This is a genomic window from Pyruvatibacter mobilis (genome assembly GCF_012848855.1).
Lineage (GTDB): Bacteria > Pseudomonadota > Alphaproteobacteria > CGMCC-115125 > CGMCC-115125 > Pyruvatibacter > Pyruvatibacter mobilis.
This window is the reverse complement of sequence record NZ_CP051630.1, coordinates 1,714,855-1,730,402: the sequence shown is the minus strand read 5'-3', so window position 1 is coordinate 1,730,402 and position 15,548 is coordinate 1,714,855. Positions and strand designations below refer to the sequence as shown.

Genomic DNA, 15,548 nt, shown 5'->3' with positions numbered 1-15,548 from the left:
GCCGCACCGGGTCAGCCTGTCACCTGAGTGGGAAGCGCGTATGCCCACGGCACTTCAATTGCGGCACACCTCCGACCTCAGCAAAGGGGTCGGCATCATCGACATCGGCTCCAACTCCGTGCGCCTGGTGGTCTATGCCGACCGTGGCCGCACCCTGCAGCCGATCTTCAACGAAAAGGTCCTGTGCGGCCTCGGCCGCAGCGTCGCCAGCACCGGCGAGCTGGATACCGAGGCGGTGGACCGTGCGCTTACCGCGCTCGCCCGCTTCCGCGGCCTCACCAGCGCGCTTGGCATCAGCGATCTTCAGGCTGTCGCCACCGCTGCCGTGCGCGAAGCCTCCAATGGTGACTATTTCATCGAGCGCGCCGAGCATCTGTGCGGCGGCCCAATCTCCATCCTCTCCGGCCATGACGAAGCGCGCTTTGCCGCTGAAGGCGTGATCGCCGGCTTTCCGGATGCGGACGGCGTGGTGGGGGATCTCGGCGGCGGCAGCCTCGAACTGGTGGATGTCGCCAATGGCCGCTACGGCGAGGGCATCACCCTGCCGGTCGGCCCCCTGCGGCTGATCGACATGTCCGGCAACAACATTGCCCGCGCCCGCGAGATCGTGGCCGAGGCTTTCGCGCAGGCGGACTGGACCACCGGCCGCCCGTGCGAGAATTTCTACGCGGTGGGCGGCAACTGGCGGAACCTCGCCAAGCTGCACATGTATGCCGAGGAATACCCCCTGCGCGTGCTGCAGGCCTACACCGTGCGCAAGCGCGAGGCGATTGACGTGTCCCGCCTGATCGCCGGCCAGAGCCCCAAATCCCTTGAGCGCATCCCCGATGTTTCCCGCAAGCGCCTGGACACCTTGCCCTTCGCGGCTCTCGTCATGGAAAAGGTGCTGGAAGTCACGGGTGCCGCGCGCCTCGTCATCTCCGCCTATGGCGTGCGCGAAGGTCTGCTTTATGCCCGCCTCGCCGAGCAGGACCGCCGGGCCGACCCGCTGCTCGCCTGGGCCACCGGGGTAGGGGAGCGGCTGGGCCGTTTCGCCGAACATGGGGAGGAGCTTGTGCGCTTCACAGCGCCCCTGTTCCAGTCAGGCCAGCTCATGGCGGCGGATGCGGGCGAGCGCCGCCTGTACCATGCCGCCTGCCACTTGAGCGACATGGCCTGGCGCATCCATCCCGACTATCGCTCCCAGCACGTGCTGACCGAAATCCTGCGCGCGCCTGTGGCCGGCATCGACCATCCCGGCCGTGTCTATCTGGCGATCGCCGTTGCCAACCGCTACCGCAAGGGCACCAATGGCGACCATGACGGCGCGCTGTCGCTGCTGGATGAAGACCGCGCCCGCCGCGCCGAAGCCCTCGGCCTCGCCCTGCGCCTGGGGCACATCATCTCCGCCGGGGCTCCACGCCTCGTCACGGGCTTCCGCCTTCAGCCGGAGGCCGACAAGCTGACGCTCATCGTGCCCTCGGCCCGCAAGGATCTGTTGGGGGAATCGGTTGCCAAGCGGCTCAACAATCTGGCCCGCGCGCTGGGCACCGAGCCGGACATCCGCATTTCAGACGCCTGAGAGGAATTTTCGCCGGGGACGCCTATTCGGCAGCCCGCTGCGGCATCTTCACCGGTTTGATGACCTGGTTCTCGATCGCCAGGCATAGCTGGCCGTTTTTCAGCGCCAGCGCGTCCTCGCCGAAAATCTCGCGCCGCCAGCCGCGCAGGGCTGACACATCCGCATTGTCGTCCGCCGCGATGCGTTCGAGGTCGGCCACGTTGCAGATCAGCTTCTGCGCCACGTCATGCGCTTCGCATTTGTATTTCAGCAGCACCTTCAGCAATTCCACCGTCGGGCCGATGCCCTGGGGCAGCTGTTCCGGCGCTTCCGGCATCATCACCTCGGAGGAGGGACGGTTGAGCCCGCGCGTCACTGCTTCCAGCAGGCTCTTGGCCCCCCGGCTCTGGGCAAAGCCCCGCGGCACCGCGCGCAGATTGCCCAGCGCGTCCGCCGTCGTCGGCGCCTGGGTGGCGATTTCCTGGATCGCATCGTCCTTCAGGATGCGCCCGCGCGGAATATTGCGGATCTGCGCTTCCTGCTCGCGCCAGGCAGCCGCCTCCTGTAGCACCGCCACGGCCTTGCGTGTGCGGTTGCGCAGCTTCAGCCGTTTCCAGGCGTCTTCCGGCTTCACTTCATAAGTGTCCGGGTCCTGCAGGATGGCCATTTCCTCGGCCACCCATTCCGCCCGGCCGGACTTGGTGATCCGCCGCGCCAGATGTTCATAGACCTGCCGCAGATGGGTCACGTCCGCCGCCGCATAGCGCAGCTGCTTGTCGGTCAGCGGCCGCCGGCTCCAGTCGGTAAAGCGCGAGGACTTGTCCACCTGGGCGCCCGTCACCCGTTTGACGATGTTCTCATAGCCGATCGAATCGCCGAAGCCGCACACCATCGCCGCCACCTGCGTGTCGAACAGCGGGTCGGGCAGGGTCTTCGCCTCATGCCAGAAGATCTCGATGTCCTGGCGGGCGGCATGAAACACCTTGATGACCGACCGGTTCGCCATCAGCGCGTAGAAGGAGGAAAGGTCGATCCCCTCCGCCATCGGGTCGATGAGCAGCGCATCCCCCTTCGGCGCGGCAACCTGGATCAGGCACAGGATCGGCCAATAGGTCGAGTCCCGCAGAAACTCCGTATCCACGGTCACATAGGTTTCGGTCGAAAGGCCGGTGCAGGCGGCCTCGAGGGCCTCGGTCGTCGTGATAATATCCATCTTGCGCATGCTATAGCCGAAGCCGCGCCCTTTGTCGCTAGTCCTTGCATGTCCTGATACCGCCCATCTCCTTGATTGGGGGGCGGAATCTTGACAAGACGGGCCCGCCCATGCGCTTCTCCGCCGCAACTCCCGCGCGCCCGCGGCCATCGGCCCCGCGCTATCCCGTAAGACCCCAAAGACCCAAGGCTTTTTACCGCCATGACCCGTTATCGCTCCCATACCTGCGGCCAACTTCGTGCGGAGGACGTCGGCAAGACCGTGCGCCTCTCCGGCTGGGTCAACCGCGTGCGCGACCATGGCGGCCTGCTGTTCGTGGATTTGCGCGACCATTACGGCCTCACCCAGTGCGTGGCCGACCCCGACAGCCCGGCCTTTGCCGCCGTTGATACCCTGCGCGCGGAATGGGTGGTGACCATCGACGGTGAAGTTGTGGCCCGGTCGGACGAGACGGTGAACGACAAGCTGCCCACCGGCGCGGTTGAAGTCCGCATCAAGTCCATCGAGATCCAGTCCGAAGCGCAGGAACTGCCTCTGCCGGTCTTCGGTGATCTCGACTACCCGGAAGAAACCCGCCTGCGCTACCGCTTCCTCGATCTGCGCCGCGAGCGCCTGCACGAGAACATCGTCCTGCGTTCGCGCATCATTGCAGACCTGCGCCGCCGGATGACCGAAGCGGGCTTCATGGAATTCCAGACGCCGATCCTGACCGCTTCCTCGCCGGAAGGTGCGCGCGACTTCCTGGTGCCCAGCCGCCTGCATCCGGGCCAGTTCTACGCCCTGCCGCAGGCCCCGCAGCAGTTCAAGCAGCTCATCATGGTCGCGGGCTTCGACCGCTATTTCCAGATCGCCCCCTGCTTCCGCGACGAAGACGCCCGCGCTGACCGCTCGCCGGGCGAGTTCTATCAGCTCGACATCGAGATGAGCTTCGTCGAGCAGGAAGACATTTTCCAGGCCGTCGAACCCATCCTGCGCGATGTCTTCGTCGCGTTCGGCAACGGCAAGAGCGTGACCGAGAAATTCCCGCGCATTCCCTTCGCCGAAGCCATGCGTAAATATGGCTCCGACAAGCCGGACCTGCGCAACCCGATCGAGATGTCGGACGCCACCGACACCTTCCGCGATTCCGGCTTCAAGGTGTTTGCCGGGCAGATTGCCGCTGACGACAAGGTCCGCGTCTGGGCCATCCCGGCACCGGGCGGCGGCAGCCGTGCCTTCTGTGACCGGATGAATTCCTGGGCCCAGAAGGAAGGCCAGCCCGGCCTTGGCTACATCTTCTTCCGCGAGGAAGAAGGCGAGCTCGTAGGCGCAGGCCCCCTTGCCAAGAATATCGGCCCGGAGCGCACCGAGGCCCTGCGCCAGCAGCTCGACCTCAAGGCGGGCGACGCGGTGTTCTTCACCTGCGGCATCCCCTCAAAGTTTGTCGACTTTGCAGGCCAGGCCCGCCAGCAGATCGGCCGCGAGCTGAACCTGATTGACGACAACAAGTTCGAGTTCTGCTGGATCGTCGACTTCCCCATGTATGAGTGGGACGAAACCGAACAGAAGATCGACTTCTCGCACAACCCCTTCTCCATGCCCCAGGGCGGGCTGGAAGCGCTTGAGACGAAGGACCCGCTGGAGATCAACGGCTACCAGTATGACATCGTCTGCAACGGCATCGAGCTGTCCTCCGGCGCCATCCGTAATCACAAGCCCGAAATCATGATGAAGGCGTTCGAGATTGCGGGCTACGGGCCGGAAGTGGTGGAAGAGAAGTTCGGCGGCATGCTGAACGCCTTCCGCTATGGCGCCCCGCCCCATGGCGGCATCGCCCCGGGCGTGGACCGCATCGTCATGCTGCTCGCCGACGAAGAAAACCTGCGCGAAGTCACCATGTTCCCGATGAACCAGCAGGCCCAGGACCTGATGATGGGCGCCCCCGCCGAGGCCAACGCCCACCAGCTCCGCGAACTTCACATCCGCACGGTTGTGCCCAAGGACTGATCCGTTTCCGGATCATCCCCACAGGCAATCAGCGCCAAGAGAAAAGGGCTCCTCGAAAGAGGAGCCCTTTAGTTCATCTTGGGGGTAATTGTTTGTGGGAAACCGCGCTTGGGGGGCTTGGTTTCCGCGCCTTCTTGTAGGTGGGCTATTCCTCCCGGTCCCGGCCGGAAACGCTGGGGGGCGAGTAGGCCGGGTCGCCGAAAGAGGGGGAGGGCGGCACCGGCCCGTCAGCCGGTGACACCACAATGTCGTAGGCGCCCTTCACAGCGCCGGTATCAAGAATGCCCGAGGCCGGACCCGCGATTGTCCCGTCCTCGTTCGAATTATCTGTATCAGTCGCCATATCAGCAGTCGTCGCTGGCAGGCGCGCCCCACCGGGCGTGCTGCGTGCAGGCTGCTGCCCCGCATGGCCGTGCTGCGCACCGTCCTGTGTCAGCGGGTCATAGCTCTCCGCCACACCGCCTGTCCGCGGCCGGGCCAGGAAACCTGATGCCATCTCGCGGATTGCGGCGCGCATGCCGGCGTCATCCATATCGACACCGATCTCCGCCAGTGCCTTCTCATAGGCTGAAAGCGGCACACCATTGGCAAGCCCCACCGACACCAGCGTCGCCAGCAGTGGCGGCATATCACCCGCGGAGGGCATGCCATCCGCCTGCGGATCAAACGCCATGTCGCTTTCAACAGCTCGCACCTGCACTGCCGCTTCGATGTCCCCGGCGGGCACGTCGCCGCTATCCAGCAGATCGTCATAATCCAGCGGGTCGCACAGGCTGGCCGCGTCCCGGTTGAGCCGCAGCCGCCGCAGGCCCAGCGTCAGCGCCTCGCCGTAAAGCGCCGCGATCTCGTCCGCGTCGCTGTCCGGCGGCAGTGTCACATCCAGCGCCACCGGCCCGGTCACAAACGACTGCACCGCCTGTGCCATCAGCAGCCGGTCGCGCGCCGCCACCTGCCGGGTGCCGATCTGCCCCAGCGGGGCTGCGCAGTCGAATACCTCGAGCTGTTCCACCGGCAGGTCGCGCGCGCCTTCCAGCGTCTGCGCGCCGCAGCAATAGAAATTGGCGTGCTCCACGTCCCAGTCCGAAAAACCCAGCCGCGAGAGAATGTCCGTGCTGCCCAGAATGGCGTCGTCCCACCCCAGCACATAGGGCGTGAACACCGCGCGGATGGTGGCGGCGGTGGCAAGGGCTGCCTCCGTCACGTCCATGTCGTCGTCGGTGAAGCCGCGCTCGCGCAGCAGGTCGTAATTGACGCCCGGCGCGCCCTCCAGCGTGCCGCGGCCTACCACGTGGTCCAGCAGCGCTTCGATGCTCGCATCGTCATGATGCAGCGCCCGCAGCGCGGCGGGCACCGAAGGGGAAATCGTCTTGTAGATGGCGTCCGGGTCGAGATCCGGCGTCAGGCGGCGGAAATGCACCAGCCGCGCCATGGGAGCGATGCCGGCTGATTCCGCCGACATCATCCGCGCGGCATCCTCGTCGGCGGGCAGGGCGGTCAGCGCGCCATTGCGCAGGCCCGTCACCGCCGCGCGGTCCAGCGCCTTGCCCATCAGCAGGCGGGCCCGGTCCAGCACCCGTGCCTGCTCCGCCGTATAGGGGAACAGCGGCATCGGCAGCATGGCGCCGCCATCCGGCGCATGGCCCAGCAGCGCCCGCTGCATGGCCGCAAGATCATCCGTCAGGTGCTGTGCGTCGCACGGCTTCTGCTGTTCAGCCAGCAGCGTGCTCGTGGCTGCCGTTGCGGCGGTCACCAGCGCGGACACCGTCGCCGCCAGCGCCCGGCCTTCGTCCGACCCATAGGCCATGCCCCGGCTCATCACGAGGCTTGCCAGGTTCATCGGCGCAACGGCAATCGGGCGGCCGGTGCGGCACGGAGCATCATCCCCGCCGCACGCCATCACCTCATGGGCCAGGTCCAGCGCCACCGCCAGCACATGCACCGCATGGCACAGCCCGTCCACATCCAGGCTGCCGCCCCGCGACGGCGCATCGAATTTCAGAACGTCCACGTGACCGCACGGCACATGCGCCCCGTCTGCAGATACATCCGCATCCGTCAGCACCAGCACCAGCTCCGGCGCCCGGCCCAGATAGCTGGCAGCCACCAGCTCATCCATCGGCGTGTCGCCTGTCAGCCGGGCAGGGGCGTCGCTGTCCTGCGGGGTGCCTAGCAGATCCCAGATATCGGAATCGAAATCCAGATGCGCGTCCCCGGCTGCAAGCGGCTCAACGCCCGCCGCGTGCTCATCCATCAGCCGCCGCGCAGCGGTCGCCGGCAGGCCCAGCTCCTCCGCCCGGCGCAACACCATGCGCAAGGCCCTGGTGGACGCATCGTCTTCAAGGGCGGATGCCATGTCCTCCGAGAGCTCATCCAGCAAAGCCCGGCCGAGCGCCAGTGCCGCCGCATCCCGGTCGCGCCCGCGCGATGCCCGCAGGCGCGCCGTCAGGTCATCGGCCTCCGTGCGCCTGTCACCGTCAGGCGCAGCAGCAGATGCGGGCGGCGCCCCGTAGGCCCAGTGTGCGCCGATGCCCTGCCACAGGGCAGGGGCCAGGGTAATCCGCCGCGACAGCAGGCAGGCTTCTAGCTCATCCCGGAAAGCAAGCGCGTCCTCGGCGCGGCGGAACAGCCGCGTCTCCATCCCCGCCCGCGCCAGCGCGCCGGCCACCCGGCTCACTGCGCTGCGGATATCGGTCTCCGCGCCGGTCGTCTCCCGGCTCGGCACCTCAAGCGGAGTGCAGGCCTGCAGCTCCGGCGGCACACCTGCCTCCGCCAGCCTCTGGCGGGCATGGGGCACGCCGGAGGGCAGCAGCCCATGCCGGGCAAAGGCTTCTACGGCCCCCAGCTCCCAGTCCGCCGGTGCCGTGACCTCGAACCCGGTCGCAGCCCCATTTTCGGCCGCCAGCGTCACCCGCACGCGCCGGAAGAAGCCCGGCCGCGCGGCGGCGGACCTGTCTGCTGAGAAATAGCGCTGGATCTGCATGGTCGCCCCCCAAACCGGACCATTGATGATCTGAACGCCCCGTCACGGCTGAATCGACGCCGCACGCAGGGCTACATCTTGTGCGCATGCAAAAATAGTTAACAAAATATGGGGTAGTTAACGGCGGCCGGTCAAGCGTTCTCTATGCTTTTCGTCCTGCCGGAACGGGGAAATTGGCCGGAAATCCGCCAATTCGGTCCGCGATTAAGCAATCATAAGGCGATTCGGGCCAGACTGGCGAAGCGTCGCACGGCCCATGTGGGGGCTGGCGCGGCCGGCCGATTCTCCGTCGCCGCGATGGCGGGACGGATCTCCGGCCCAGCGTGGGGAAACGGGCACGATGCCGTCGGAACAACACCGGAAAGCAGCCATTCTCAGCGGAATGCGCATTCTGGTCATCGATGACAGCGCCAATGCACGCCGGCTCCTCAAGAGCCTGCTGATGGCGTTCGGCGTCGGCGGCGATGAGGTGATCATGGTGGGCGATGCCCCCAGCGGCCTCGAGCTTCTCCACACCATTGAGCCCGACCTCATCATCTGCGACTGGAACATGCAGCCGATGGACGGCATCCAGTTCCTCCGCACCCTGCGCCTGCGCGACACGCCCGGCGCCTGCACCCCCACAATCATGCTCACCGCCCATACCAATCCGGAACTGGTCAAGGCGGCCATGGAGGCCGGGGCCAACCATTTCGTCGCCAAGCCCGTGGTGCCCGCCAATCTGCTCAAGCGCATCCAGTGGGTGCGGGCTGACAAGCGGGTCTATCTGCTCGAGGGCGATCACTATGTGCTGAAGGACCCCGGCGGCATCGCCCCGCCGCCGCCCAACGGCCCCTCCCGCCGCGCCCGTCCCGGGCAGGGCGGAACCATCTGGGAAGTCTAGGGAAAGTGTGCGCCCTCAGCTCCCCTGCTAGTCTCCTTGTTGGCCCGCTATTGGCCTTGGGATTCCCTGCGGCCACGCGATCTGTCGGCCCATTCAAAGGGTGGACGCTCCCCGGCGCGCAATGCCATATTGCGGCAACTTTTGGCGGTGACTCTCCCGACGGAGAAAGCGCCCCCTCCCGGCACGTATCAAGAGGTCGAGCGGCAAGTCCGATGATGTGGTTCAGACAGATTTTCACCTGGTGGAACGGCCAGACCTATGGCACCCGCCTGCTCACCTGGAGCCGCGGCGAACTCGTCGGCGAGGACAGCCAGGGCAACAAGTATTACCAGAGCCGCAAGGACCCGCAGCACCGCTGGGTCATCTATAACGGCCTTGCTGAAGCCTCTCGCATTCCGCCGGAATGGCATGGCTGGATGCATAAGACCGTGGACACCCCGCCGGCCAGCGCCGCCTACAAGCCGCGCGCCTGGGAAAAGCCGCACATGCCGAACCTGACCGGCTCCGAACATGCCTACCGCCCGGCCGGTTCGCTCGTCACCGGCACCCCGCGCGCCAGCACTGCAGGCGATTACGAGGCCTGGAAGCCCGAGTAAGCGCCTGACGCAACCACCATTCAAACAAGGGCAAGGGTCCGGTCGGACTGGAACGGCCTGCCAGGCTATCGAGGAAGCTAGGATGCAATCATCTGTCGTTGAGACCCTGACCGGCGCTGCGGTGATCGTGATCGCCGGCGTGTTCCTGTTCTTTGCCTACACCGCCACCGATACGGGCGGCGGCACGGGCTATGATCTCACCATCGATTTCGACCGCGTGGACGGTCTGGCCCCCGGTGCCGATGTGCGCCTGTCCGGCATCAAGGTAGGCACGGTCACCAATCAGGCCCTCGACGCGGCCACCTATGCGGCCCGCGTCACCATCTCGGTGAGCAATGACGTGCCGCTGCCGGAAGACACCTCCGCCAAGATCACGTCCGAAGGTCTCCTCGGTGGTTCCTACATCGCGCTCACCCCCGGCGGCAGCGAAACCATGCTGGAAGAGGGTGACGAGATCATGTTCGCCCAGGGCTCGATTGACCTGATCGGCCTCGTCAGCCAGGCGGTGTTCAGCGCCGGCGGCAGCGATTCAGGCGAGTGAGGCAGGGGCCCATGCATCGTCTTCTCAAGCGCAGCGCCCTGACAGCCGGCCTGCTGGCGGTAAGCCTGCTGCCGGTTCAGGCGCAAGACGCAGCTGAAGGCGAAGCCCCCGCGCCGGCGGAACAGGCCGCCCCGCCCGTGCCTGACACGGCCCATCTCATGGGCCTCAACAAGATCACCGCCCGCACCCATCCCATGCGCGTCGGCCTTGATGCGCCGCTGCGCTTCGGCACGCTTGGCATCATCGTGCGCGCCTGCGAGAAGGCACGGCCTGAAGACCCGCCCAAGACCATCGCCTTCCTCGAGATCCGCGAATACCCGGTGAACGAAAATCTGGAAGAAGAGCCGGAGCCGATCTTCTCCGGCTGGATGCTGGCATCCTCGCCGGGCCTCAACGCCCTCGAGCATCCCGTCTACGACGTCTGGCTCACCGACTGCAGCACGTCCGAAGGCTGAGCATCCAGCGGCAGCGCGAAGAAGTCCGACGGTTGCTCAATCGCCGCTGCCAGCATCTCCTTGTAGTCCGCACGCGGAATTTCCGTCGCGCCGAACTGTGACAGGTGGTCGGTGACGAACTGCGTGTCCAGCAGCCTGAAGCCGCCTGCCTTCAGCCGCGCCACGAGATAGGTCAGCGCCACCTTGCTGGCATCGGTCGCCCGCGAGAACATGCTCTCCCCGAAGAACGCAGCCCCCAGCGACACGCCGTAAAGCCCGCCCACAAGACGGCCCTCCAGCCAGCATTCAACCGAATGCGCATAGCCGCGCTCGAACAATTCGCAATAAAGATCGACGATCCGGTCATTGATCCACGTGCCCTCGCGCCCCGGCGCCGGTGTCGCGCAGGCCACCATGGTGGCGCGGAAGGCCGTGTCCACCGTCACGTCAAAAGGCTGCTGCCGGATCGTCCGCTTCAGTTTGCGCGGCACGTGAAAGCCGTCGAGCGGCAGGATGCCGCGCTCCAGCGGGTCCACCCAGTACAGCGACGGGTCGTCCCGCGACTCGCCCATGGGAAACACCCCATAGGCATAAGCCCGCAGCAGGATATCCGCCGTGATGTCGTGGCTGTCATCCACCATGGGCGATGCCAAGGCTATTTGAGACCCAGGAACTCTTCCAGCCAGTGGATGTTGTAATTGCCTGTCTGGATATCTTCTTCTTCCAGCAGCTTGCCGAACAGCGGGATCGTCGTGTTGACGCCGCCGACGACAAACTCCCTCAGCGACCGCTTGAGCCGCATCAGGCATTCCTGCCGGTCATCACCATAAACGATCAGCTTGCCGATCATGCTGTCGTAATAGGGCGGGATCTTGTAGCCGGAATAGGCCGCGGAATCGATGCGCACCCCCAGCCCGCCGGGCGGGTGGAAGTCGGTGATCGTGCCCGGCGACGGGGTGAAGGTCTCCGGGTGCTCCGCATTGATGCGGCACTCGATGGCATGACCCGTCATCGTCAGGTCTTCCTGCTTGAAGCTGATCGGCTGACCGGCGGCGATGCGGATCTGCTCGCGCACGAGATCAACCCCGGTCACCATCTCGGTCACCGGATGCTCCACCTGGAGGCGGGTGTTCATCTCGATGAAGAAGAACTCGCCGTTCTCGTACAGGAACTCGATGGTGCCCGCGCCAAGATAGCCAAGGTCGCGGATCGCGGTCGCGCAGGTCTCGCCGATGCGGTCGCGCTCTTCCTGAGTGATGACGGGGGAGGGGGATTCCTCCAGCACCTTCTGGTGGCGCCGCTGTAGCGAGCAGTCGCGCTCACCCAGATGCACCGCATTGCCGTGGCTGTCGCCCAGCACCTGGATTTCGATGTGCCGCGGCTCGCCCAGATAGCGCTCCATGTAAAGCGCGTCATCGCCGAAGGCTGCCTTGGATTCAGATCGCGCTGTGGACACCGCGTGGTCCAGCTCGCCGCGCGTGCGCGCCACCTTCATGCCGCGCCCGCCGCCGCCGGCAGCGGCCTTGATCAGCACCGGATAGCCGATCTCGTCGGCAACCTTGGCAGCCGCAGAGGCATCGGTGATCGCCCCGTCCGAACCGGGCACCACGGGAATGCCCAGCTTCTTCACCGTCTGCTTGGCGGCGATCTTGTCGCCCATCACGCGGATATGCTCAGCCTTCGGACCAATGAAGGTGATGCCGTGCTCTTCCACGATGGAAACGAAATTGGCGTTTTCCGACAGAAAGCCGTAGCCGGGATGGATCGCGTCCGCGCCGGTGATCTCGGCAGCGGAAATGATCGCGGGAACGTTCAGGTAGCTGTCGGCCGCAGCCGGCGGCCCGATGCACACGCTTTCATCCGCCAGCCGCACATGCATGGCGTCGGCATCCGCCGTGGAGTGCACCGCCACCGTGGCGATCCCCAGCTCCTTGCAGGCCCGCTGCACGCGCAGGGCAATTTCCCCGCGATTGGCAATCAGAACTTTTTCAAACATCCGGCCCGTTCCTGGATTTCGTGTGTGCCGTCTCTGCCAAAGGGCAGGGCGGCTTATTCGATGACGATCAGCACTTCGCCGAACTCAACCGGCTGGGCATCCTGGACGAGGATCTGCTTCACGGTGCCGCTCTTCGGCGCCGGGATCGGGTTCATGGTCTTCATCGCTTCAACGATCAGCAGCGTGTCGCCCTGGCTGACCTTCGCGCCTTCCTGAACGAAGGCGGCAGCGCCGGGCTCCGGCGCCACATAGACCGTGCCCACCATCGGCGAGGTCACGGCACCCGGATGGCTCGACAGATCACCACCGGCAGCTGCGGGCGCTTCGGCCGCAGCCGGGGCCGCTGCTGCGGGCGCAGGTGCCGCTGCGGCAGGTGCGGTGAAGGAGACGGCGGCTCCGCCGCCGCGGGCCACGCGGATCTTGAACTCTTCGGTCTCGACCTCGATCTCGTTGAGCTCGGTCTCCTTGAGAAGGTCCGCAAGCTCGCGGATCATGTCCTTGTTGACCGGGCTTGCGCCCTTCTTCGAGTCGCTCATCAGGGTCTCCGTATCGGCGGTACGCAAGGGGCAGGCCGCCCCAATGCGGATAGGGTTGGTCGGGCAGCGGCCTCAGCTACGGGGGCTGCTGCAAATCTCGGCAAGCGCATCAAGCGCCAGGTCATATCCCTTGGCCCCGAGGCCGCAGATCACGCCGCGCGCGACATCTGAGATGAAGGAATGATGGCGGAAGTCTTCACGCGCGAAAGGATTCGAAAGATGGACTTCGATAACAGGTTTTTCGCAGGCAAGCACGGCGTCTCTTATGGCCACCGACGTATGCGTGTAGCCCGCCGCGTTGAGGATCACGCCTGACGCTGCGTCACGCGCTTCCTGCAGCCAGGTCACAAGCTCGCCTTCATGGTTCGACTGGCGGAAATCAATTGCCAGACCCAGCTCAGCCGCGCGCGCAGCGCAGCGCTTTTCCACGTCGCCCAGCGTATCGGCGCCATAGATCTCCGGCTCCCGCAGCCCCAGCAGATTGAGGTTGGGGCCGTTCAGAATGAAAATCGGAGCCGTTGTCGTCGATGCGCTCATCGCGGCCTGCAGCCTTCCTGTTCCGTCCCGGCGGGCGTTTTGACGCAAAATGCCTGTGAAACAGGCCCGTTTGCGCCGTTTTGGTGTGACTTCTTATACGTGAGCAATCCCCAGCCGCAAAGGCAGGGCACCCCCATATCCGCCTGTTTCAGGTGATGCGCCGCGGATGCGGGCAAAATGTGGCAGTCACTCTGGCGCCGCAACATTGCAAAGCCGTTGACCGGATTGCTCCAATCCCGGATGACCGGCCTCCCCAATTGCGGGCAGACGTTGAAAAGCCGCGGACGCCACACCATTATCGCGCCCATGAGCACAGCCACCACATCCCAGGCGCCCGCATCCGGCGGCACCATCACCGTCACCGTCAATGGCGAGGCGCGCACCCTGCCGTCCGGCGCCACGCTGGACGCACTGCTCCAGCATCTCGGCCTTGAGCCGAAAAAGATGGCTATTGAGCGCAATCTCGAGATCGTGCCCAAATCGCTTTATGGCGAGACGGTGCTGGATGAGGGCGACCGCATCGAGATCGTGCAGTTCGTCGGCGGCGGCTAGGCGCCTGTTCAAGCCTCAGCCCCGTATCCCCGGCGGCCCTGCCGTCACACTATTTCCTCCCGCTTGCCCGTAACGGAGTATTCCCATGTCCGACGCCGCCCCCAGCCCTTCCGCAAGCATCGCCACGCCCGCCGATGCGCCGCTGGTGGTGGCCGGCAAGGAATACAAATCGCGCCTCATCATCGGCACCGGCAAATATGAGAGCTACGCCCTCAACGCCGAAGCCGCGCGCGCATCCGGTGCCGAGATCGTCACCGTCGCCGTGCGCCGGGTGAACCTCACCGACCCCAGCCAGCCGAAGCTCACGGATTTTCTGGACCCGGAGGAATTCACCTATCTGCCCAATACCGCCGGCTGCTTCACCGCCGAAGACGCGGTCCGCACCCTGCGTCTGGCGCGCGAGGCGGGCGGCTGGAAGCTGGTGAAGCTCGAAGTGCTGGGTGACCAGAAGACGCTCTACCCGGACATGCGCGAGACCCTGCGCGCGGCAGAGCTGCTCATCTCCGAGGGCTTCGAGATCATGGTCTATTGCAGTGATGACCCGATCATGGCCCGCGAGCTGGAGCAGATCGGCTGCTGCGCCATCATGCCCCTGGGCGCGCCCATCGGCTCCGGGCTGGGCATCCAGAACCCGGTCGGCATCCGCATCATCAAGGAAAACGCCAACGTGCCCGTCATCGTCGATGCGGGCGTCGGCACGGCCTCAGACGCGGCCATCGCCATGGAACTCGGCTGCGACGGTGTGCTGATGAACACCGCCATCGCCGAAGCGCGCGACCCCGTGCGCATGGCCCGCGCCATGAAGCATGCCGTCGAAGCCGGCCGCGACGCCTATCTGGCAGGCCGTATGCCGAAAAAGCGCTACGCCGACCCCAGCTCGCCGCTGGCCGGTCTCATCTGACCTGAAAAGAAGGCAAGGGCGGTTCAGCCCGCCTTGGCAGCGTCCCGCACCGCCTGGATACGCGCCTCGATCTCCTCGATGGACGCTGCCCCCGGGATAAGGCTGTCACCGATCACGAAGGCCGGTGTGCCGCGCACGCCGATCTCGCGGGCCAGATCGTGGTTGGTGTCGATGATCCGGTCCACCCGCGCGCTTTCCATGTCGCGCGCCAGCTTGTCCGTATCGAGCCCTTCCGCCTCGGCGATTTCCATCACCTTGGCCCGGTCAAGCGTGCCTTTGGATTCCAGCAGCGCGAAGTGGAAGTCGAGATACTTGCCCTGCGGAATAGCCGCGATGGCGGCTTCGGACGCGATGGTGGAGTTCGGCCCGAGGATCGGGAATTCCTTCAGCACCAGGCGCACATCGTCATGGCGCTCGATGAGCTTCGTCATGTCGTCGGCCACCTGCTTGCAGTAGGGGCAGCGATAGTCAAAGAACTCGACCACCGTGATTGCCCCGTCCGGATTACCGGCGACGAAGGAAAAACCGTCCTGCTCCAGCCCCTCGCGGTTGGCGGCAATGGCGGCGGCCTGCTGCTTGGCTTCCGCCTCGCTCTCATAGGCCTCCAGCGCGTCCATCACTTCCAGCATCAGCTGCGGGTTTTCAAGAAGATAGTCCCGCACCACCTCGCCGATCGCAGCCTTCTCCGCCTCGCTGAAGGTCTTTCCCCCCTCCTGCGCCAGCGCAGTCATAGGTGCCAGCGGCAGCAGCGCGGCAAGGCCGAGCGCAACAAAAGAGGCGCGTGCGGGGCGGAGGACGAAGGCAAGCGAAGACATCAGCATGGGACTATCCGGATATTCAGGTCGGGGTACTG

General features: G+C 65.6%; 15 protein-coding genes. 8 read left to right on the top strand and 7 right to left on the bottom strand.

Annotation, left to right across the window (positions count from 1 at the left end):
• The first annotated feature begins 40 nt into the window (after positions 1 to 40).
• Entirely contained in the window at positions 41 to 1,561 is a 1,521-nt protein-coding gene (locus HG718_RS08140; RefSeq protein ID WP_160587498.1) for a Ppx/GppA phosphatase family protein, read from the top strand.
• A 22-nt stretch (positions 1,562 to 1,583) separates the two neighbouring features.
• Here the strand turns inward: HG718_RS08140 and rnd are convergent, their stop codons facing one another.
• Complete coding sequence (gene rnd / locus HG718_RS08135; RefSeq protein WP_244624806.1) at positions 1,584 to 2,747, bottom strand: ribonuclease D; 1,164 nt, start codon at positions 2,745 to 2,747, stop codon at positions 1,584 to 1,586.
• A gap of 207 nt (positions 2,748 to 2,954) precedes the next feature.
• On the opposite strand from rnd, the gene aspS reads away from it, so the two are divergent.
• Positions 2,955 to 4,739, top strand: coding sequence for an aspartate--tRNA ligase (aspS, locus tag HG718_RS08130; RefSeq protein ID WP_160587500.1), 1,785 nt, complete (start codon positions 2,955 to 2,957; stop codon positions 4,737 to 4,739).
• A gap of 145 nt (positions 4,740 to 4,884) precedes the next feature.
• Here aspS and HG718_RS08125 read toward each other — a convergent pair whose 3' ends face one another.
• Positions 4,885 to 7,719 (bottom strand): hypothetical protein, encoded by a 2,835-nt coding sequence (locus HG718_RS08125; protein ID WP_160587501.1) that lies wholly within the window; start codon positions 7,717 to 7,719, stop codon positions 4,885 to 4,887.
• Between the two features lie 340 nt (positions 7,720 to 8,059).
• On the opposite strand from HG718_RS08125, the gene HG718_RS08120 reads away from it, so the two are divergent.
• From HG718_RS08120 to HG718_RS08105, 4 genes are all read left to right on the top strand, one after another.
• A complete protein-coding gene (locus HG718_RS08120; protein ID WP_160587502.1) occupies positions 8,060 to 8,602 on the top strand; it encodes a response regulator in 543 nt (180 codons plus the stop codon).
• 212 nt (positions 8,603 to 8,814) lie between these two features.
• Complete coding sequence (locus HG718_RS08115; protein ID WP_027840121.1) at positions 8,815 to 9,198, top strand: NADH:ubiquinone oxidoreductase subunit NDUFA12; 384 nt, start codon at positions 8,815 to 8,817, stop codon at positions 9,196 to 9,198.
• Between the two features lie 82 nt (positions 9,199 to 9,280).
• Positions 9,281 to 9,739: an outer membrane lipid asymmetry maintenance protein MlaD gene (gene mlaD / locus HG718_RS08110; protein WP_160587503.1), complete on the top strand. Its 459-nt coding sequence runs from the start codon at positions 9,281 to 9,283 to the stop codon at positions 9,737 to 9,739.
• Positions 9,740 to 9,750: 11 nt separating this feature from the next.
• Positions 9,751 to 10,194: a DUF2155 domain-containing protein gene (locus HG718_RS08105; protein ID WP_160587504.1), complete on the top strand. Its 444-nt coding sequence runs from the start codon at positions 9,751 to 9,753 to the stop codon at positions 10,192 to 10,194.
• Here HG718_RS08105 and aat read toward each other — a convergent pair.
• From aat to aroQ, 4 genes are all read right to left on the bottom strand, one after another.
• The gene (aat, locus tag HG718_RS08100) at positions 10,152 to 10,814 is read right to left on the bottom strand and encodes a leucyl/phenylalanyl-tRNA--protein transferase (RefSeq protein WP_160587609.1); all 663 of its coding nucleotides are present in this window, start codon (positions 10,812 to 10,814) and stop codon (positions 10,152 to 10,154) included. The genes HG718_RS08105 and aat overlap by 43 nt on opposite strands.
• A gap of 14 nt (positions 10,815 to 10,828) precedes the next feature.
• The gene (gene accC, locus HG718_RS08095; RefSeq protein ID WP_160587505.1) at positions 10,829 to 12,169 is read right to left on the bottom strand and encodes an acetyl-CoA carboxylase biotin carboxylase subunit; all 1,341 of its coding nucleotides are present in this window, start codon (positions 12,167 to 12,169) and stop codon (positions 10,829 to 10,831) included.
• 53 nt (positions 12,170 to 12,222) lie between these two features.
• Complete coding sequence (accB, locus tag HG718_RS08090) at positions 12,223 to 12,705, bottom strand: acetyl-CoA carboxylase biotin carboxyl carrier protein (RefSeq protein WP_027840126.1); 483 nt, start codon at positions 12,703 to 12,705, stop codon at positions 12,223 to 12,225.
• Between the two features lie 72 nt (positions 12,706 to 12,777).
• Positions 12,778 to 13,242 carry a type II 3-dehydroquinate dehydratase gene (gene aroQ, locus HG718_RS08085; RefSeq protein WP_027840127.1) on the bottom strand — a complete coding sequence of 155 codons (465 nt, stop codon included), beginning with the start codon at positions 13,240 to 13,242 and terminating at the stop codon, positions 12,778 to 12,780.
• A 306-nt stretch (positions 13,243 to 13,548) separates the two neighbouring features.
• Between aroQ and thiS the strand changes: the two genes are divergently transcribed.
• A complete protein-coding gene (gene thiS, locus HG718_RS08080; RefSeq protein ID WP_192928103.1) occupies positions 13,549 to 13,794 on the top strand; it encodes a sulfur carrier protein ThiS in 246 nt (81 codons plus the stop codon).
• An 85-nt stretch (positions 13,795 to 13,879) separates the two neighbouring features.
• Positions 13,880 to 14,695 (top strand): thiazole synthase, encoded by an 816-nt coding sequence (locus tag HG718_RS08075; protein ID WP_036263602.1) that lies wholly within the window; start codon positions 13,880 to 13,882, stop codon positions 14,693 to 14,695.
• A 23-nt stretch (positions 14,696 to 14,718) separates the two neighbouring features.
• Here the strand turns inward: HG718_RS08075 and HG718_RS08070 are convergent, their stop codons facing one another.
• Positions 14,719 to 15,516 (bottom strand): DsbA family protein, encoded by a 798-nt coding sequence (locus tag HG718_RS08070; protein WP_160587506.1) that lies wholly within the window; start codon positions 15,514 to 15,516, stop codon positions 14,719 to 14,721.
• Positions 15,517 to 15,548 lie beyond the last annotated feature (32 nt).